The organism is Brevundimonas sp. (assembly GCF_036677305.1).
Classification (GTDB): domain Bacteria; phylum Pseudomonadota; class Alphaproteobacteria; order Caulobacterales; family Caulobacteraceae; genus Brevundimonas.
Genome location: NZ_JAKFEB010000017.1, coordinates 15,409 through 32,273, shown reverse-complemented (window position 1 = coordinate 32,273; position 16,865 = coordinate 15,409). Strand labels below are relative to the sequence as shown.

Sequence of the window (16,865 nt, the reverse complement as noted above, 5' to 3'; positions counted from 1 at the left end):
GCCGAGACGGCGGCCAGGATCGGCGCGCGATACTGGCCCGGATTGATCACCGTCAGCTGCCAGTCGCCGCTGACGTCGGCCAGCGACCGGCCGACCGCGTCGATGCCCTCGACGAAGGCCTCGATCCGCTCCGAGGCGGCGTCCAGGGTGTCGTCCGCCCGGATCGGCGTCTTCACCACCAGGCTGGCCACGCTGGTGTCGCTGCGTCCGGGATCCATCCCCAGCGTCAGGGTCGAAACCATGTCCTCGGTCAGAGGGACCAGGGTCCCGTCGTCCTCGATCGACAGGTCGATGTCGGCGCGTCCCGCCGCGGCCCGGGCCATGGCGCGCAGCGTCTGGGTGATCTCGTTGCGACGGCCCGGCGCATCGCGGGTGTCGTTCACCACCCGCACGGCGACGACCAGATTGTCGGCCCGCCGCTCCAGCTGGATGACCGGCACGTCGTCGGGATCCCATTCGATGGCGCGCGAACCCGTGACGATGATCTCGTCGATCTGTGCGTCCTGCGCCGTCGCCGGCGCGGCGAGCAGAACGGCGAAGAGCGAAAACCACAGCAGCTTTGACATGACATCCTCCCGTTCCGCGAAGATCAGCACGGAAGCGGAGCCGTGTCAGCCGGGATCGCGCTCGCCCGTTGCCTCGAAGGCCGGCAAGCCGAGGTCTGCCTCGTTGTCGAACCACCGGACCGGCGACGGCGCCGTCTCCAGTTCAGCCCTGACCATGTAGAGAGCAAGGATCAGCGCCTGGGCGGAATCAACGCCCATCGCATGGAAGCGGCGCACCGGCCGGTCCGGCCAGGCGATCGAATAGTCGCAACGCCAGTGCAGCCCCTCATGGGTCGGCTTCATCCACTGGACGAGAATCGGAACGACCTCGCCATCGATGACGGTGTTGAACTCCCGCTCGCAGACGACGTCGTCCGTCACTGCCGCATCATTTCCCGCGCCGTGATCACCCGCATGATCTCGTTGGTGCCTTCCAGGATCCGGTGCACCCGCAGGTCGCGCACGATCCGCTCCAGCGGATAGTCCTTCAGATAGCCGTAGCCGCCGTGCAGCTGCAGGGCCTCGTCGCCGATCTGGAAACAGACGTCGGTCGCCATCCGCTTGGCCATGGCGCACCATTTGGTCTTCTCGGGATGGTTGGTGTCCATCGCCCAGGCGCCGCGCAACACCATCAGCCGGCAGGCGTCCAGCTGGGTCGCCATGTCGGCCAGTTTGAACTGGGTGTTCTGGAAGTCGGCGATCGGCTTGCCGAACTGCTTGCGGGTGTTGACGTATTCCAGCGTCGTTTCCAGCGCCAGCCGCGCCCCGCCCAGCGAACAGGCGGCGATGTTCAGCCGCCCGCCGTCCAGCCCCATCATGGCGTAGCGGAAGCCGTCGCCTTCCTTGCCCAGCAGGTTCGCGGCCGGGATGCGGCAGTCGTCGAACGACACCATGGCCGTGGGCTGGCTGTTCCAGCCCATCTTCTTCTCCTGGGCGCCGAAGCTCAGGCCGGGCGTACCCAGATCGACGACGAAGGCCGAAATCCCCTTGGGTCCCGCCTCCCCCGTCCGCGCCATGACCACGTAGACGTCGCTGGTCCCGGCGCCCGAGATGAAGGCCTTGGAGCCGTTCAGCACCCATTCGTCGCCGTCGCGGGTCGCCGTGGTCCGCATCGCCGCCGCGTCCGAGCCCGAGCCCGGCTCGGTCAGGCAGTAGCTGGCGATCTTCTCCATGGTGACCAGCGACGGCACATAGCGGCCGCGCAGGTCGTCGGAGCCGAATTTGTCGATCATCCACGTGGCCATGTTGTGGATCGAGATGAAGGCCGCCGTGGACACGTCGCCGCGCGACAGTTCCTCGAAGATCACCGCCGCCTCGACGCGGCCCAGCGCCATGCCGCCGTGTTCCTCGCCGGTGTAGATGCCGCAGAAGCCCATCTCGGCGGCGTGGCGCATGACGTCGACGGGGAAATGTTTGGTCTCGTCCCACTCGGCGCTGTGCGGGGCCAGTTCGGCCTCGGCGAACTGCCGGGCGGCGTCCTGGATGGCGCGCTGGTCGTCGTTGAGGGCGAAGTCCATGGGTGTTTCCTCGAGTCTTTGGGCGCTTCTAACCGGTCCCCTCTCCCGATGGGAGAGGGCTTGAGCCCCCGGGAGCGAAGCGATCGGCAAGGCGAAAGGGTGAGGGTCGCCTGTGAGGGGCGGCTTCGCCGCATCCGCCGTCCGCCCCTCATCCGGCCCTTCGGGCCACCTTCTCCCGATGGGAGAAGGGAGCTAAGAGGCCCCATGACCCAGCCGTTCGCCCCCGCCGCCTTCCCCTACGCCCGCCCCCGCCGGCTGCGCTCGAGCCCGTGGGTGCGCCGGCTCGTGGCCGAGACGACGCTGACGCCCGCCGACCTGATCTGGCCGCTGATCGTCCATGACGGCGCCGAGGACCGCCAGCCGGTCGCCTCCATGCCCGGCGTCTTCCGCCTGTCGCCGAAAGCCGCCGCGGAAGCCGCCGTCGAGGCCCGCGACCTCGGGATCCCCGCCGTGGCCCTGTTCCCCAATGTCGACGGCGCCATCAAGGACGGCGTCGGCACGGGCGCCACCGATCCCGACGGCCTGATCCCCGCCTGCATCAGGGCCATCAAGGACGCCGCGCCCGAGATCGGCGTCATGACCGACGTCGCCCTGGACTGCTACACCGACCACGGCCACGACGGCGTGGTCGAGAACGGCCGCATCCTCAACGACGCCAGCCTGGAGCGCCTCGCCGAACAGGCCTTCATCCAGGCCCATGCGGGCGCCGACATCGTCGCCCCCTCCGACATGATGGACGGCCGGGTGCAGGCGATCCGTGAGGCGCTGGAAGCCAACGGCTTCTCCGACACCCTGATCCTGTCCTACGCGGCCAAATTCGCCTCGGCCTTCTACGGCCCCTACCGCGACGCGGTCGGCTCGGCCAAGCAGCTGACCGGCGACAAGAAGACCTACCAGATGGACTACGCCAATTCCGACGAGGCCCTGCGCGAGGTCGCCATGGACATCGCCGAAGGCGCCGACGCGGTCATGGTCAAGCCGGGGATGCCTTATCTCGATATCGTTCAACGGGTTGTCGAGACTTTCAAAGTCCCGACCTTCGCCTACCAGGTGTCGGGCGAATACGCGATGATGCAGGCCTCGATCGCCAACGGCTGGCTCGACGAGGAGCGCGCCATCCTCGAAACCCTGCATGGCTTCAAGCGCGCGGGCTGCGCCGGGGTGCTCAGCTATTTTGCGCCGAAGGCGGCGCGGCTGCTGGCCCGGTGACCCTCGACGACTTCACCCGCGTCGCCCTCAGCCTGCCGGAGGTCATCGAAGGCGGGCACATGGGCCGCACGGACTTCCGCGTCGGAAACCGCATCTTCGCCAGCCTGCATCCCGACAAGGACGCCGGCATGGTGATCCTCAAGCCCGAGGAACAGGCCATGCTGGTCGAGGCCGAGCCGGCGATGTTCTCTCCCGTGCCCGGCGGCTGGGGCAAGAGCGGCTCCACCCTGGTCCACATGGCCGCGGTCGACGAGCCGACTCTGCGCGACGCCCTGATCCGGGCCTGGCGCCACCGCGCCCCGCCCTCGGCCATCGCCGCCCTCTAGCGTTCCGACCGCGCCAGCAGCTCGACCAGATCATCCTTCCAGAACGTCGCCCAGGTGTGGGTCCCGTGGCCCTTCCCCTCCACGCTGTTGGGGATCAGCCGGTACCGCACATCGGCGATCCGGGGCACGAACTGCTCCGACAGACCCAGCTCCGGCGGATTGATGAAGTCGTCCGCCGAGTTGATCCAGGTCACCGGAGCCGTGATGGCCTCCAGCCGGGCCGAGGGGTCATAGTCGTGCGAGGCGTTGACCTGGTGCCACAGGTCGTTGGCGTCCAGCGCCGGCAGCCGCCGCGCCTGCTGGGCCGCCGCATAGGCGTCCACCGCCTCCTGCGTCGCCAGATCGCGCTGCAGCGGCATCGCCGCCCCGCCGGCCAGCACCAGCAGATCCACGGCCTCGCGCAGCCCTTCGCGCGGCTGCTCTGCATAGTCCCCGCCCCGCCACGCCGGATCGCTGCGGATCGCGTTCCTGAGCATGGTCCGCCACAGCCGGTTGCGACCGACGATGGCCGTCGGCTGGCACGCCAGCGGCATAAGGGCGTCCGCGAAATCGGGGTGGGTCTCGCCCCAGACGAAGATGTGCATACAGCCCATCGACGTGCCCAGGATCAGCCGCAGGCGGTCCACGCCCAGCCCCTCGGTCAGCAGCCGCCGCTGCGCCTCGACCATGTCGGCATAGCCGTATTCCGGGAACCGCGCCCTCAACCCGTCCGACGGCTTGGAAGAACCCCCGTGGCCGAGGTTGTCGGGCATGATGATGTAGTACCGCGCGGTATCCAGCGGCTGCCCCGGCCCGAACAGCTCGCCCGCGAACTGCGGCGACAGGAACTGCGCGCCCGTCCCGCCCGTGCCGTGCAGCAGCAGGACCGCGTTCTCGACGCGTCCGTCCGCGCCCCGCCGGGGCTCTCCCAGCGTGCGGTAATGCAGACGCAACTCCCCAAGCCGCTGTCCGCCCGCGAGAGCGAAGTCGGCGGTCCTGAAATCCCCTTCGACCGGCGCCGGCTGGGCAAGGGCGCCGGAAGACAGGGCCAGAAGGGCGAAGCCGCAAACCGCGGAAAGCAGGCGTCTCATGTCGTGGAAGCTCCATCCAGCGGCAGCCGCGCCGACCAGCCGTCGTAGGCCACGTCGACATGGTCCGGCACGGCGGCCTTGAGGGCGTTGTAGTCCAGATCGATATGCAGATTGGTCAGGACGGCGCGCTTCACCCCGGCGCGTGCGATCCAGTCCAGCGTCCGTTCCACATGGGCGTGGGTCGGATGCGGCGTCCAGCGCAGGGCGTCGACGATCCAGAGATCGCATCCCCTCACGGCGTCCAGCGCCGCCTCGTCCAGATCGGACACGTCGCTGGAATAGGCCACGGGGCCGATGCGATAGCCGACCGACCGGATCGGTCCGTGCGCCTGGTCAAAGGTCACAACCGGAACCGCGCCGCCCGCCCCCTCGATCGCCCAAGGGTGTCCATGCGCCGGGATCAGTCTCTCATCCAGAATGGCGGGATAGCCCTCCTGACTCTTGAAAATATAAGGAAAGCGTCCTGTCAGCGCCCTCTGCGTCGCCGGATCCATCCATGCCGGAATGCGGCGGCGGGTGCGCATGGCGAAGACCCGCAGATCGTCGATCCCGTGCACCTGATCGGCGTGGTCGTGGGTGTAGAGGACGGCGTCGACATGCCGGACCTCCGCGGCCAGCATCTGCGCCCGCAGGTCCGGCGAGGTGTCGATCAGCACGCTGGTCTCACCCCCCGGACCGCGCCGTCTCACCAGGGCGGAACAGCGCGTGCGATAGTTCTTCGGCTCGGCCGGATCGCAGGCGCCCCAGTCTCCATCGCCGCGCGGCACGCCGCCCGACGAACCGCAGCCCAGGATGACGACCTCCAGCTCCCCCGTCATGCGCCCTCCGGCCTCGGAATGCGGTCGAACAGGGCGAAGAAGGCGTCCGTGGTGCGCGCCTCGGCCTCCGCCCGCGTCCATCCGCGAATATCAGCCAGCACGTCCAGCACGTGGGTCACATACGCCGGTTCGTTGCGCCGGCCCCGGTGGGGCACGGGCGCCAGATAGGGGCAGTCCGTCTCGATGATGATCCGGTCGGCCGGCATGGCGCGGATCACCTCCCTGACATCGCCGGCGGCCTTGAATGTGGCGATGCCGGAGACGGAAAACCACGCGCCGAGTTCCGCCGCCCTTTCCGCCAGTTCCGGACCGCTGGTGTAGCAGTGCATCAGGAATTTGAACGGCGCGGCGGCCTGTTCCTCGCCCAGGATCGCCGCCATCGCCTCGTCGGCTTCGCGGGTGTGGACCACCAGGGGCAGCCCCGTCAGCCGTGCGGCCTCGATATGCTGACGGAACACCGCCGCCTGCGTATCGCGCGGACTGAGGTCGTAGTGGAAGTCCAGCCCGCATTCGCCGATCCCCACGACCCGGTCGCGCCCCGCCAGTTCCGCCAGCCGCGCGGCGGTCAGGTCGGCGTAGTCCTTCGCCTCATGCGGATGGACGCCGACCGTGCACCAGATGTCGTCATGGGCCATGGCCAGTCCGTGCGTGGCCTCGAAGGTCGACAGTTTGTCGGAAATCTCGATCATCAGGCCCACGCCCGCCGCGCGGGCCCGGGCGATGACGGCGTCGCGGTCCTCGTCGAACTGCGGCGCGTGCAGATTGACGTGGCTGTCGATCAGCATCAGGCGCCGGCCTTGGTGCGCTGCAGGTCGGCCAGCGCCCCGGCCAGCACGTCGCCCCGGTCCAGATTGATGGCCGCAGTCCGGTCGGGCAGTTCGGACAGACGGCTCCACAGCTCGGCCCAGCGTGCGCCGGACGCCCCCTCCTCCAGCGCCCGCACCTTCACGGCCGCGATCAGCCGGTCCATCAGGGTCTCGAACCGCTCCTGCCCTTCAGCGCCGCGGAACCGGTCGGCGACGGCCATGGCCTCGGCGCGATCAACGGCCGGCGCCGCGACCCAGGCCTGGGCCAGCTGGTCGGCCTCGAGCGTGGCACCCGACGCCAGCGCCAGCGCCTGGCCCGGCGAGCCGGCGGCCATGCCCGCGATCCGCGCCGCCTCCCCGGAAGAGACGCCGGTCTGGTTTCGCACCAGATCCTCCAGCGCATGCAGCGGCCAGACCGGGAAGGCCAGTCGGCGGCACCGCGAGCGGATCGTCGACAGCAGCCGACCCGGCGCATGGGTCACCAGGAACAGCACGCCCCGCTCCGGCGGTTCTTCAAGAACCTTCAGCAAGGCATTGGCCGCATTCAGGTTCAGGTCGTCCGCAGCGTCGATGATCGCCACCCGATACCGCGCCTGCGACGGACTCTTCGAGAAGAACTCCGGCAGGTCCCGGGCCTGGTCCACCGAGATCGATTTCTTCGTCTTGCCGCCCTCGACGGCGCGTTCCAGCACCAGAAGGTCGGGATGGGACTGGGCCGCGACCAGCCGCGCGACGGGATCGTCGGGCCGCGCGCCCAGCAATCCGCGCGACGGATCGGGCGCGGCGCCCAGCAGCCGCCGGGCCGCGCGATAGGCGAAGGTCGACTTGCCCGAGCCCTCGACCCCGCACAGCAGCCAGGCGTGATGCAGCCGGCCCTTGTCGAAGGCGTCGAGGAAGGCCGCCTCGGCCGCGGCGTCCGGGATCAGGTCGAACCGGTCGCGCGGATGCTCACTCACAGCAGCCGCGCCTCTATAGCCGCCCACACCCGCGTCTCCACCGTGTCCTGATCGCCCTCGGCGTCGATGACGACGCAGCGTTCGGGGTGGCCGGCCGCGATGTCGAGGAAACCCCGTCGCAGCCGCTCATGGAACTCCAGCCCCTTGGATTCGAAGCGCGTCTCGAACAGCCCGCGCCCGAAGGCGCGCTCCAGACCCACGCTCACCGGCAGGTCGAAAACGAGCGTCAGGTCCGGCTGGGTCTCGCCCACGATGGCGGCGTCCAGCGTCTCGATGAACGCCGCGGGCGTCCCGCCTCCCGCGCCCTGATAGGCGCGGCTGGAATCGGCGAACCGGTCGCAGACCACCCAGCGACCGGCCTCGAGCGCAGGCCGGATGGTCCGTTCCAGATGGTCGCTGCGGGCGGCGAACATCAACAGGGTCTCGGTCATGGGCGACCAGCGTCCGGCGTCGCCGTTCAGGGCGATATTGCGGATGTCCTCGGCGCCGGTCGACCCTCCGGGCTCGCGGGTCTGGACCACTTCCAGCGCGCGTGCGCGCAGGCGCTCGACCAGGCGGGCGACCTGGGTCGACTTGCCGGTTCCTTCACCGCCTTCGAATGTAATGAATCTGCCGTGGGTCACCGGCGCACAATGGCGGCGCCGGCCCGGTTCGCAAGCCTCAGTGCGCCGATATCAACAGGGCGTCGGCATATCCGCGCGCGATTACCGCCTGACGCGCCTGTTCGGCGGCGTTGGCGTCAGACCAGGGCCCGACCAGGACGCGAAACAGGGCCGCGCCGTCGCCGGGGGTGATATCGACCGTGGCGCGGTCTCCCAGCCGGTCGGCCACGCGCCGGGCCGCCCGTCGATCCGAAAAGGCTCCGGCCTGGATCCAGTAGGCTCCGTTGTCGTCGGACGGCGCCGCCGCGCGGTAAGGCGTGGGCCCCGGGGCGGCGGCTGCGTATTGCAAGGCCGTCCCTCCGCCCGTGCGGGGCGCACGACCCAGATAGCGGACCCTCACCTCGCCTGTCCCTGTCTGCAGCAGACCCAAGGCCTCGGCCGAGCCGCGCGACAGGTCGATGATCCGTCCCTCGACGAAAGGCCCGCGGTCGTTGACCCTCGCCACGATGCGGCGGCCGTTGGCCAGGTTGGTCACCTCCACCAGACCCGGCAGGGGCAAGGTCCTGTGGGCGGCCGTCAGGGCGTGCATGTCGAACCGTTCGCCCGTGGCCGTCGGACGGCCGTTGAACTGGTCTCCATACCAGGACGCCGCGCCGGTCTCGTCATAGCCGGGCTGCTCCGCGGGCTGGTACCAGCGCCCGCGGACCTGATAGGGCCGCATCGTCCCCGCGACGATCGGCGCTGCATCGGTGACGACAGGAATCCCCCTCGCATCCGGCCGGACGCCGCCTGCGCATGCGGCCAGAAGGGACAGCGCCCCGGCGACAAGCGCGCTCCGGATCAATCTGACGGTGATTTTCCCGGCCATGGCCCGCCCCCTCGAAGGCGACAAGCATGAACCTGGACATTTCCGCTTTGGTTAACGGGACGTTTGGCGCTATGCGGCCATTCCGCTCCAGAGGCACGGACAGGTGGCCGAGTGGTTTAAGGCAGCGGTCTTGAAAACCGCCGTAGGTGAGAGCCTACCGTGGGTTCGAATCCCACCCTGTCCGCCAGGCGCCGGGGCTATTCGCCGCCAAACTCCCGTACCGCCCGCTGTTCAAGCCCGGCCAGAGCAGGCATTCGGCCGCTGTAGGCGGGCCAGTCTCTGCGCGAACCGCATGTGGTGGAGTTTCCCCGTTAACGGCCATAACAGGGAAATCAGTTGTTTTTCAGGAGCCGGACTTCAGGGCCAGGAAGCGGACGCGCCTCGCAAAGTCAGTCACAACGGGTCGCGCCAATGAACTCGGCTCCGGTGCGGGCCAAATTTAACAGCGAACGATAGTCCGCCGGAACAGGGATCATTTTGGAAAGGAACAGGGATCGGTTTTTCCCGGGGACTCCACGAATTTCAGTCGGCATGCGTGGTTGATCCCGATCAAGGCGGGACAGCCGCAGCCCGGCGACCCTGGGTCTCCACACAGGAGAGACCAATGCCCGCACCCGCCATGCCCGCCCTGATTGTCCTCGCGATCTTCGCGGTCTTCATTCTCGTCGTGGGCGGCGTTTCGATCTGGACTTACCTGCCCTCCCGGGACGACCGCGACGACTGAAGGGTCACGTCGGAATGGCTCACATCGAGCGCCGGGGGAACTGGCCCAAGGACTGCCCGGCGAGACCCACGCCAGACTGAGTCCCGTCCAGCGCAGCGTCGTCGACCTGATCGCGGCAAAAGTCCCGACGGGGCTGACCCCGGTGCTGGCCAGCGGCGACGATCCTTGGGAACCCATCGCCGACCGCATGGCGGAGGTTGGGGGGTCATGACGCTTTCTCGGCGGCTCCGCCTTGGCGCTGGCCGGCTGGCGTGGAAGCCGGCAAGCAGCAGAGTTAGAAGGCCGTCGCGTCTCAGGCCGCGCGGGCGCCCATCTTGCGGATCTGCGCCAGACACCGTTTGCGGCTGATGTCGGATCGGGTTTCGACCGCGCCGACGATCGTGTCTCGGACGGGCCCGATGCCCACCAAGGCGAGAATGTTGCGCTTCAGGCTGCGCAGCGAATGGGCGAGGTAGAAAACACGGTAGGCTGCCGCAGGCATCCCCATGGTGACGATGATACGGGCGGTCCGGCCCTTCAGCTTGCCCCCGCCGGGCGAGACCGCCTTGCCGCCGAAAGCGAAGGCCGGACGGAAGGCCTGCTCCAGCAGCGCCTTCAGCCGCGCCGGCATTTCGCCCAGCCACAGGGGATAGAGGATCACGATGTGCTCCGCCCAGGCCAGTTGGTCCTGCAAGGCCAGGACGACGGCCGGCGTCGGCCCCTCCTCCCAGTCGTTCCTGGATTGAAGCATGGGGAAATCGAGGTCGCAGAGGTTCGTCCGATGCACGACGTGGCCGATCTCCGCCGCGCCCCGCGCATAGCTGGCTGCGAGGGCGTGGCCGTAGCGCGCCGGATCCGGATCGGGATGTCCGTCGAGGATGAGGATGCGGCGGCCCATCGGTCAGATCGCCGTCACGCGCTCGACGACATAGGTGTGGGCGATCCCGTCGCCGGCGGTGATCGAGACATATTCTCCGGGGACGAAACGTTCGTCGCCGAGACGGAAGCCGGTCGCGTCCTCGGCGTCGAGCACGTCGAAATCGAGCATCCAGCGCCCGCCGACGGTATGCCTGAGGACGCCCGTGGCGAGGGTGTCGTCGTCCCTGAACCGCCGGACGCGGCACTGGTCGGCATGGGCGCGGCAGGCCTTGACGTCCAGCCGCCCGTCCGCATCGAGAAAGGCGACGATGTCGTAGCCCGTTCCGGCGTCGCCGTAGGGGTGGCCGGGCTCGCGGGCGAGCGCGAGGCGGATATGGCTGGCTTGGGCGGTCATGTCGGTCTCCTTCAATGGGCCAGAGCCAGACAGATGGTGCTGTCGGCGATCAGGTCGCGGGTCACGCCGCCCAGCGCCCACTCGCGCAGGCGGGCGTGGCCATAGGCGCCGGCGACGATCAGGCCGGCTTCGCGGGCCATGGCCTCGTCGAGAATCTGACGTCCGGTCGGCTCGTCGCCGGCGAGGGCGATGACGGGTTCTGCATGGATCCTGTGGCGCGCGAGATAGCGGACCACTTCGGCGATCTCGCCGTCGGCCGCCTCATTCTCCCCGGCCGTGCAGACGCTGTAGAGGGTCACGCTGGACGCGCGTTGCAGAAGCGGAAGGGCGCCGGTCAGTGCGTGCCGCGCCTCACGGCAGTCCTTCCAGGCGATCAGGGCCGGATTTCCGACCGGCGATCGCAGACGCGTCGGCGGGACGACCAGAACCGGACGGCCGCTTCCCATCAGCACGTCCGCCACATCCGGCGCATGGCTGGGCGCGCGTGGATTGCGGCAGCCGAGGATCAGCAGATCGGCCGCCCGGGCGGCGCGCGAAACGAACTCCGCCGGATAGCCGACGCCGCCGCGCCAGTCCGTTTCCAGCGCACGCCCGGTCGTGATTTCCGCAAAGCGAAGCCGCGCCCGCTCGACCTCGGTCTCGGCTATGTCGCGATAGAGGGTCAGCAGTTCGCCGATCATCGCGCCGCCCGCGAGCGGATCGTAGAGCGGCGGGGCGATGGAGCCGACCGACACGCCGACAAGCAGGGCGTCGAAGGCTATGGCGAGGTCGCAGGCGAGCTCGAGGCGGCTGTCGCTTGCCGCGCCCTCTTCGACGGCGACGAGCATGCTGGCGTAGGTCATGGGCGGTCTCCTTGACGACAGGAGGCCTCACGCAAGCGGGCCGCGCCTTGATCCGGATCAAGGCGCGCGAACGGCAGGCGGGCACCATCGGCTGACCCAGGAGGCCAGAATGTCAGCCACGACCCGCACCATCGCTCTCGCCCTCGTCTGCATTTTCTTCGCAGGCGGTTCGTCCCCGTCCGCCCCCCAGGCCTACCGGCAGACGGGCCCCTCCGTCAGCGTCGCGGCGGAGGCCGTCGAGCGCGGCCGCCTGCTGACGTCGCTGGCCTGTGCGGGGTGCCACGCCACCGGCGCGACAGGCGACAGCCCGATGCCGGCCGCGACGCCGCTACGACAGATCGCCCACCGTTACCCGCTGGATCAGTTGGAGGAAGCCTTCGCCGAAGGCCTGGTCACCACCCATCCCGAAATGCCCCCCTACGCGTTCCGGGCCAGCGAGATCGACGACATCATCGCCTATCTGGAGACCCTGAAGGCGGGAAAGTGACCGATTCCGCCCGCGACCGCAGCGCAGCCTCCCCTTGGAAAGGAGACCCGACATGAGCCTGAAACACATGATCGCCATCGCGGCGGGCGACGACGGCGACAGCCAGGCCCTGGACCTGGCGAGCAGCATGGCCAGTCAGCATGACGGCGTGGTGGAGGTCCTGCCCATCTATCCGGACAGCGCCGCCGACATGATCGCCCTGGGCCTGACCCTGGGCGCGACCCTCAGCCAGGAGGCGGTCGCGGAACTGGCGGCCGCGGAGCGGGAGGTCCAGGTCCGCATCGAGACGACGGCGCGGTCCGCCGCCAACGCGGCCGATCTGGTGTACGGAGCCGGCGAGGGCGCGCCGCGCATGGTGGTCCTGAATCGCGGCCTGAGGCCCCCGCTGGCGCTGAGCCGCCATGCGCCGCTGGCCGATCTGGTCATCTTCGGTCAGGGGCATCTGGACCATGGCATCGGACGGGAGGCCTTCGGCCAGTGCCTTCTCGGTGAACGTTCGCCCGTGCTCATCGCCCGTCAGGGCCCGGACTCACTCTCGGGTCCGGCGGCCATCGCATGGGACGGCAGTCCCCAGGCGGGGCGGGCGGTCAAGGCCGCCCTTCCGCTGCTGGCGATGGCCAGCGAGATCCATATCGTCCAGTGCGTCAGCGGCCTGGACCGGGATGCGACCGACCCTGACACCGATATTCTCAACGCCTACCTCCAGCTTCACGGCGTCGGCGAGGGCCTGGTCACCCTTGTGGAAGGCGACGATGAAGGCGCGGCCCTGGTCGCGGCGGCGAAAGGCAAGACGGCGACCCTGATGGTCGCCGGCGCCTGGGGGCATTCCCGCCTGCGCGAAGCCGTATTCGGCGGCGCCACGCGCGCCTTCCTGGGCTGCAAATACGGTCCCAACCTGCTGCTGGCGCACTGAAGTGGCCGCTGTTCGCAACATCGTCGTCCATCTCGACGATCCCGAGGCGCTGACCAGTTTTCTGCCCGCCGTCGTGCAGCTCGCGCGCGATCTGAAGGCCAGGGCGCTCACGCTGACCGCCGTCGGCTTCGTCGAGGCGCCTCTGACCGGCGCATCGATGACACTCTCCCTCGTCCAAGCGCGGCAGCGGGAGGCCGAAGACCTTCTGGAACTCATGCGGCAGCGCGCGATAAGGGCCGCGCCCGATCTCGATCTCGAATGGCGTGGCGCAGCGACGTCGCGGATGGCGAATCCCGCGCCGGACTGGAGCGTGATGGGCGACCTGCTGACCCTGCGCGCACCGGAGCCATCGGCGGGACCCCTGGGCCGGTTCGATGTCGGCGAACTGGTCCTGACCGCCGGCCGGCCCGTGCTGCTCGTGCCGCGAAGCGCGACCCGTCTCGCCTTCGACCGCGTACTGATCGGGTTCAAGCCGACCCGCGAAGGCCGGCTGGCCCTCTCCGCCGCGCTCCCACTTCTGCGGGACGCCCGGCGCGTACATCTGGCCGCCTTCGGGTCCACAACGACGCCCCGGCAACTGAAGGACGCCGCCGCCTTTCTGGCCCATCACGGGATCGAGGCGGAAACGACGCTTCGGGAAGCGGTGGAGGACGCACAGGCGGGCCGGGCGCTGCTCGACCTGGCGGAGGCGGATCGCTCGGATCTGCTGGTCACCGGGGCCTATGGCCACAGCCGCACCCGGGAGCTGATCTTCGGCGGGGTCACCCGCACCCTGTTGGGCGAAGCCCCCCTGCCCTGGCTCATGGCCCACTGACATGGAGGGCTTCGGGATCGACCCGACCGTCCTGCCGGCTTTCGTCCTCGCGATGGCGCTGGTCGAACTGACGCCGGGCCCGAACCTCGCCTATCTGGCCCTGCTGTCCGCCTCCCGGGGATGGCGGGCCGGTCTTCAGGCGGTGGCGGGCATCACCGTGGGCCTTTCAGCCTATCTTCTGATCACCCTCTTTGGATTGACCCGGACCCCGCTGCATTCGCCGGAGGGGCTGAACGTCCTGCGCTGGGCCGGGATCGCCTACCTGCTCTGGCTGGCCTGGGAGACGATGCGCGGACCAGCCGGTTCCGCGCCGGATCCTGACGCGCCTTACAGCCCGTTTGTCCGCGGTCTGGTGTCGAACCTGCTCAACCCGAAGGCCGCGATCTTCTATCTGGCCCTGCTGCCGGGCTTCATCCGTCCCGCGGCCGGCCCCGTGGGCGCCCAGATCCTGTTCTTCGGCGTCGGCCATATCCTGATCAGCGTCACCGTCCACTCGGCCGCCGTCTTCGGCGCCGCCGGGGTGGCGTCGCGGCTGGCGCCGCGCGGCGCCCTGATCTTTCGCAGCGCACTGGCGGTCGGCCTTGTCGCCGCGGCCCTGTGGCTGACCGCCATTCCGCTTTCCATGGGAGCCGCGACATGACCGTGAACCTGACCTTCCACGGAGCCGTCGAGTGCGTCACCGGCTCGTGCATGCTGCTCGACACCGGCCGGACCCGCCTGCTGATCGACTGCGGCATGTTCCAGGGTCCCAAGACGCTCAAGGCCCTCAACTACGCGCCGTTTCCGTTCGACGTCGACAAGGTCGACGCCGTCCTGCTGACCCACGCCCACATCGATCATTCCGGCCTGTTGCCCAAGCTGGTCCGGGCCGGGTTCCGGGGTCCGATCTTCTCCACCAGAGGCACGCGCGACCTCTGCGAGGTCATGCTGGCCGATGCCGCCGGCATCCAGGAGAGCGAGGTCCGCCACCTCAATCGCCGCAACGAGCAACGGGGTCTGAAACGGGTCGAGCCGATCTACACGACGTCCGACGTGGAACCGACGCTGCGCCTGTTCGAAACCGTGAAGTTCAACGTCGCGCACGACGTGGCTCCGGGCGTCGAGGCGGTGTGGTGGCCCGCCGGCCACCTTCTGGGCGCGGCTTCGATCGAGGTGCGCATCGGTCGAGACGACGATCCCCTGACCCTGCTGTTCTCGGGGGACATAGGCTCCGGCCGCCAGCCGTTCCTGCCCAGACCGTCCGGCCCGGTCGATGTGGATCACGTCATTCTGGAAAGCACCTACGGCGACCGCGAACGCATCGATCTGGAGCTGGACGCGCGACGTCAGGCGCTGGCTGCGGAGTTGCGCGCCGCCAGGGTCGCGGGGGGTCCGCTCCTGATGCCGACGTTCGCCATCGGGCGAGCCCAGGAACTGATCCTCGACCTGCTGGCCGTCATGGACGCCGAGCCGGACCTGGCGGGGGAGATTTTCCTCGACTCCCCGCTCGCCATCGAGGCGACAGAAGTGTTCCTCCGGCGCGGCTGGAATGCGGACTCCGGCGACAATCCCTTCGAGCGCCTGCGGCACGCCGGTCGGCTCCACCACCTCCTGCGGCCGCAGGAAAGCGACCGGCTGGAGCGACTGACCGGCTGGCATGTGATCCTGGCGGGCAGCGGCATGTGCGACGCCGGCCGCATCCGACGCCACCTCAAGCGGTTGCTGTGGCGCAAGGAGGTGACGGTCCTGATCACCGGGTTCCAGGCCGCCGGCACGCTGGGCCGGCTGCTGGTCGAGGGCCGGACCGCGGTGCGGATCCAGGGCGAGGACATTCACGTCGGCGCCCGGGTCCGCAGCCTGGACAACTACTCCGGCCACGGGGATGCGACCGACCTGGTCGACTGGCTGAAGGCGCGGGGCGGCGTCGCGGGCTCCGTCCTCCTCGATCACGGCGAACCGTCGGCCCTCGCCACGCTCGCCGGCCGCCTGTCCGGTCTGGGCTATCGCGCCATCACCGCGGGTCTGGATCAGACCTGGGCCCTGACACGCGACACGGCCGAGCCGGTCGGTCGCGGACCCGCGCGACTCGCCCCCGGACAGGCGACCCGGCCGGACTGGCACAATGAACGCTCCGCCTTCCTCGCCAGCCTGAACGCGGTGCTGCAGCAATTGCCGGGAGACGCCGAACGACAGGCCCTGATCCGGAGTCTCGAGGCGGCGCTGACATCCAGTCCCCGGGTGGACGGGCGATGATCTGCATCGCCGCGCCGAGGTCGGGACCGCGCCGAACGCATGGTTCGGGCCTACTGCCGGGTGTGACGCTTCACCGGGCGGTATAGCCGCCGTCGATGACGAGCTCGGAGCCCGTGACAAATCCGGCCTCGTCGGACGCCAGATAGACCGCGCCCCAGGCGATGTCGTCGGGAACCCCCATATGGCCCAGCGGATGCAGGGCGCCGACAGTCTTCCGGCCCTCCTCAACATCGCCGAGGCCGGCCAGATGCGCCTCCACCATCGGCGTCCAGATGAACCCCGGATGGATCGAGTTCACGCGGATGCGGTCGGGGGCATACAGCAGGGCGTCCGTCTTGGTCATCAGCCGCACCGCCCCCTTGGACGCATGATAGGGCGGCACGTCCGGCGCGCTGACCAGGCCATAGATCGAGGACAGGTTGATGATCGAGCCGCCGCCCGCCGCCTTGAGGCGCGGAATCGCGTGTTTGGTGCAGAAGAAGACGCCCTTGACGTTGATCGACTGCACCCGGTCCCACTCGGCTTCCGTGATCTCGTGGGTGGGTTTGCTGACCCCGGCGACGCCGGCGTTGTTGACGAGGATGTCCAGCTTCCCGAAGCGCTCGACGACCGCGCCGAGCGTCGTCCCGACCTCGGCCTCGCTGGCGACGTCGCAGCGCCAGTAGGCGGCCGACAGACCCCGGTCTGTGAGCTCGGCGGCGAGCGCCGCCCCGTCCTCATCCCTGACGTCGAGAATGGCCACCGAGGCGCCTTCCTCCGCCATCCGCAGGGCAATCGCCCGGCCGAGACCGACCGAGCCGCCCGTGACGACTGCGACTTTCGAGGAGAGTCTGTTCATGGGTCTGCTCCGAAGGGATGGGGCGTTGTGGGCCCGCTCCGGTTCC

20 protein-coding genes and 1 tRNA gene are annotated in these 16,865 nt (G+C 69.2%); 8 read left to right on the top strand and 13 right to left on the bottom strand.

Going from position 1 to position 16,865, the window contains the following annotated elements:
• The 3 genes from V6M42_RS01040 to V6M42_RS01030 all read right to left on the bottom strand — a co-directional run.
• The coding region (locus tag V6M42_RS01040) for a hypothetical protein (RefSeq protein ID WP_332676550.1) at positions 1-566 on the bottom strand (566 nt) is incomplete at its 3' end.
• Positions 567-611: 45 nt separating this feature from the next.
• Positions 612-926 carry a DUF6968 family protein gene (locus tag V6M42_RS01035; protein WP_332676548.1) on the bottom strand — a complete coding sequence of 105 codons (315 nt, stop codon included), beginning with the start codon at positions 924-926 and terminating at the stop codon, positions 612-614.
• Positions 923-2,062: an isobutyryl-CoA dehydrogenase gene (locus V6M42_RS01030; protein WP_332660835.1), complete on the bottom strand. Its 1,140-nt coding sequence runs from the start codon at positions 2,060-2,062 to the stop codon at positions 923-925. The genes V6M42_RS01035 and V6M42_RS01030 overlap by 4 nt, the downstream gene beginning before the upstream one ends.
• Before the next feature lie 204 nt (positions 2,063-2,266).
• Here V6M42_RS01030 and hemB point away from each other — a divergent pair, with 204 nt between their 5' ends.
• Together hemB and V6M42_RS01020 are read left to right on the top strand one after the other, a co-directional pair.
• Entirely contained in the window at positions 2,267-3,271 is a 1,005-nt protein-coding gene (gene hemB / locus V6M42_RS01025) for a porphobilinogen synthase (protein ID WP_332676547.1), read from the top strand.
• On the top strand, positions 3,268-3,597 hold the full coding sequence (locus tag V6M42_RS01020; RefSeq protein ID WP_332676545.1) for an MmcQ/YjbR family DNA-binding protein: 330 nt from the start codon (positions 3,268-3,270) through the stop codon (positions 3,595-3,597). The genes hemB and V6M42_RS01020 overlap by 4 nt, the downstream gene beginning before the upstream one ends.
• Here the strand turns inward: V6M42_RS01020 and V6M42_RS01015 are convergent.
• Genes V6M42_RS01015 through V6M42_RS00990 form a run of 6 tightly spaced genes read right to left on the bottom strand, consistent with a single transcriptional unit; the run spans position 3,594 to position 8,717 of the window.
• On the bottom strand, positions 3,594-4,667 hold the full coding sequence (locus tag V6M42_RS01015; RefSeq protein ID WP_332676543.1) for an alpha/beta fold hydrolase: 1,074 nt from the start codon (positions 4,665-4,667) through the stop codon (positions 3,594-3,596). The two genes, V6M42_RS01020 and V6M42_RS01015, sit on opposite strands and share 4 nt — an antisense overlap.
• Positions 4,664-5,485: an MBL fold metallo-hydrolase gene (locus tag V6M42_RS01010; RefSeq protein WP_332676540.1), complete on the bottom strand. Its 822-nt coding sequence runs from the start codon at positions 5,483-5,485 to the stop codon at positions 4,664-4,666. Before V6M42_RS01010 ends, V6M42_RS01015 begins: the two co-directional genes overlap by 4 nt.
• A complete protein-coding gene (locus V6M42_RS01005) occupies positions 5,482-6,270 on the bottom strand; it encodes a TatD family hydrolase (RefSeq protein WP_332676538.1) in 789 nt (262 codons plus the stop codon). The genes V6M42_RS01010 and V6M42_RS01005 overlap by 4 nt, the downstream gene beginning before the upstream one ends.
• On the bottom strand, positions 6,270-7,247 hold the full coding sequence (locus V6M42_RS01000) for a DNA polymerase III subunit delta' (protein WP_332660841.1): 978 nt from the start codon (positions 7,245-7,247) through the stop codon (positions 6,270-6,272). Before V6M42_RS01000 ends, V6M42_RS01005 begins: the two co-directional genes overlap by 1 nt.
• Entirely contained in the window at positions 7,244-7,870 is a 627-nt protein-coding gene (gene tmk, locus V6M42_RS00995; protein WP_332676536.1) for a dTMP kinase, read from the bottom strand. Before tmk ends, V6M42_RS01000 begins: the two co-directional genes overlap by 4 nt.
• A 37-nt stretch (positions 7,871-7,907) precedes the next feature.
• Complete coding sequence (locus V6M42_RS00990; RefSeq protein ID WP_332676534.1) at positions 7,908-8,717, bottom strand: septal ring lytic transglycosylase RlpA family protein; 810 nt, start codon at positions 8,715-8,717, stop codon at positions 7,908-7,910.
• A 97-nt stretch (positions 8,718-8,814) separates the two neighbouring features.
• Between V6M42_RS00990 and V6M42_RS00985 the strand changes: the two genes are divergently transcribed.
• Positions 8,815-8,904: transfer RNA gene (locus V6M42_RS00985), tRNA-Ser, on the top strand.
• An 829-nt stretch (positions 8,905-9,733) separates the two neighbouring features.
• Here the strand turns inward: V6M42_RS00985 and V6M42_RS00980 are convergent.
• Genes V6M42_RS00980 through V6M42_RS00970 form a run of 3 tightly spaced genes read right to left on the bottom strand, consistent with a single transcriptional unit; the run spans position 9,734 to position 11,535 of the window.
• Entirely contained in the window at positions 9,734-10,318 is a 585-nt protein-coding gene (locus tag V6M42_RS00980; RefSeq protein WP_332660893.1) for an NAD(P)H-dependent oxidoreductase, read from the bottom strand.
• Positions 10,319-10,321: 3 nt separating this feature from the next.
• A complete protein-coding gene (locus V6M42_RS00975) occupies positions 10,322-10,693 on the bottom strand; it encodes a hypothetical protein (RefSeq protein ID WP_332660895.1) in 372 nt (123 codons plus the stop codon).
• An 11-nt stretch (positions 10,694-10,704) separates the two neighbouring features.
• A complete protein-coding gene (locus tag V6M42_RS00970) occupies positions 10,705-11,535 on the bottom strand; it encodes a universal stress protein (protein ID WP_332676532.1) in 831 nt (276 codons plus the stop codon).
• 109 nt (positions 11,536-11,644) lie between these two features.
• Between V6M42_RS00970 and V6M42_RS00965 the strand changes: the two genes are divergently transcribed.
• From V6M42_RS00965 to V6M42_RS00945, 5 genes are read left to right on the top strand one after another with little or no spacing between them, the layout of a single operon-like run.
• A complete protein-coding gene (locus tag V6M42_RS00965) occupies positions 11,645-12,022 on the top strand; it encodes a c-type cytochrome (RefSeq protein WP_332676530.1) in 378 nt (125 codons plus the stop codon).
• A gap of 52 nt (positions 12,023-12,074) precedes the next feature.
• Positions 12,075-12,935: a universal stress protein gene (locus V6M42_RS00960; RefSeq protein ID WP_332676527.1), complete on the top strand. Its 861-nt coding sequence runs from the start codon at positions 12,075-12,077 to the stop codon at positions 12,933-12,935.
• A gap of 1 nt (position 12,936) precedes the next feature.
• Positions 12,937-13,749, top strand: a complete 813-nt coding sequence (locus V6M42_RS00955) for a universal stress protein (RefSeq protein ID WP_332676525.1) — start codon at positions 12,937-12,939, stop codon at positions 13,747-13,749.
• A 1-nt stretch (position 13,750) separates the two neighbouring features.
• Positions 13,751-14,389, top strand: a complete 639-nt coding sequence (locus V6M42_RS00950) for a LysE family translocator (RefSeq protein ID WP_332660904.1) — start codon at positions 13,751-13,753, stop codon at positions 14,387-14,389.
• A complete protein-coding gene (locus tag V6M42_RS00945; protein WP_332676524.1) occupies positions 14,386-15,981 on the top strand; it encodes an MBL fold metallo-hydrolase in 1,596 nt (531 codons plus the stop codon). Before V6M42_RS00950 ends, V6M42_RS00945 begins: the two co-directional genes overlap by 4 nt.
• A 70-nt stretch (positions 15,982-16,051) precedes the next feature.
• Here the strand turns inward: V6M42_RS00945 and V6M42_RS00940 are convergent, their stop codons facing one another.
• Positions 16,052-16,819: an SDR family NAD(P)-dependent oxidoreductase gene (locus V6M42_RS00940; RefSeq protein WP_332660907.1), complete on the bottom strand. Its 768-nt coding sequence runs from the start codon at positions 16,817-16,819 to the stop codon at positions 16,052-16,054.
• Positions 16,820-16,865: the final 46 nt, after the last annotated feature.

Excerpts from the sequence above, each read along its gene's own strand:
- V6M42_RS01030 (WP_332660835.1), bottom strand. The coding sequence starts at position 2,062 with ATGGACTTCGCCCTCAACGACGACCAGCGCGCCATCCAGGACGCCGCC.
- V6M42_RS00965 (WP_332676530.1), top strand. The coding sequence starts at position 11,645 with ATGTCAGCCACGACCCGCACCATCGCTCTCGCCCTCGTCTGCATTTTC.
- V6M42_RS00945 (WP_332676524.1), top strand. The coding sequence starts at position 14,386 with ATGACCGTGAACCTGACCTTCCACGGAGCCGTCGAGTGCGTCACCGGC.
- V6M42_RS00950 (WP_332660904.1), top strand. The coding sequence starts at position 13,751 with ATGGAGGGCTTCGGGATCGACCCGACCGTCCTGCCGGCTTTCGTCCTC.
- V6M42_RS01010 (WP_332676540.1), bottom strand. The coding sequence starts at position 5,485 with ATGACGGGGGAGCTGGAGGTCGTCATCCTGGGCTGCGGTTCGTCGGGC.
- V6M42_RS00940 (WP_332660907.1), bottom strand. The coding sequence starts at position 16,819 with ATGAACAGACTCTCCTCGAAAGTCGCAGTCGTCACGGGCGGCTCGGTC.
- hemB (WP_332676547.1), top strand. The coding sequence starts at position 2,267 with ATGACCCAGCCGTTCGCCCCCGCCGCCTTCCCCTACGCCCGCCCCCGC.
- V6M42_RS00980 (WP_332660893.1), bottom strand. The coding sequence starts at position 10,318 with ATGGGCCGCCGCATCCTCATCCTCGACGGACATCCCGATCCGGATCCG.
- V6M42_RS01015 (WP_332676543.1), bottom strand. The coding sequence starts at position 4,667 with ATGAGACGCCTGCTTTCCGCGGTTTGCGGCTTCGCCCTTCTGGCCCTG.
- V6M42_RS00970 (WP_332676532.1), bottom strand. The coding sequence starts at position 11,535 with ATGACCTACGCCAGCATGCTCGTCGCCGTCGAAGAGGGCGCGGCAAGC.
- V6M42_RS00990 (WP_332676534.1), bottom strand. The coding sequence starts at position 8,717 with ATGGCCGGGAAAATCACCGTCAGATTGATCCGGAGCGCGCTTGTCGCC.
- V6M42_RS00975 (WP_332660895.1), bottom strand. The coding sequence starts at position 10,693 with ATGACCGCCCAAGCCAGCCATATCCGCCTCGCGCTCGCCCGCGAGCCC.
- V6M42_RS00960 (WP_332676527.1), top strand. The coding sequence starts at position 12,075 with ATGAGCCTGAAACACATGATCGCCATCGCGGCGGGCGACGACGGCGAC.
- V6M42_RS01005 (WP_332676538.1), bottom strand. The coding sequence starts at position 6,270 with ATGCTGATCGACAGCCACGTCAATCTGCACGCGCCGCAGTTCGACGAG.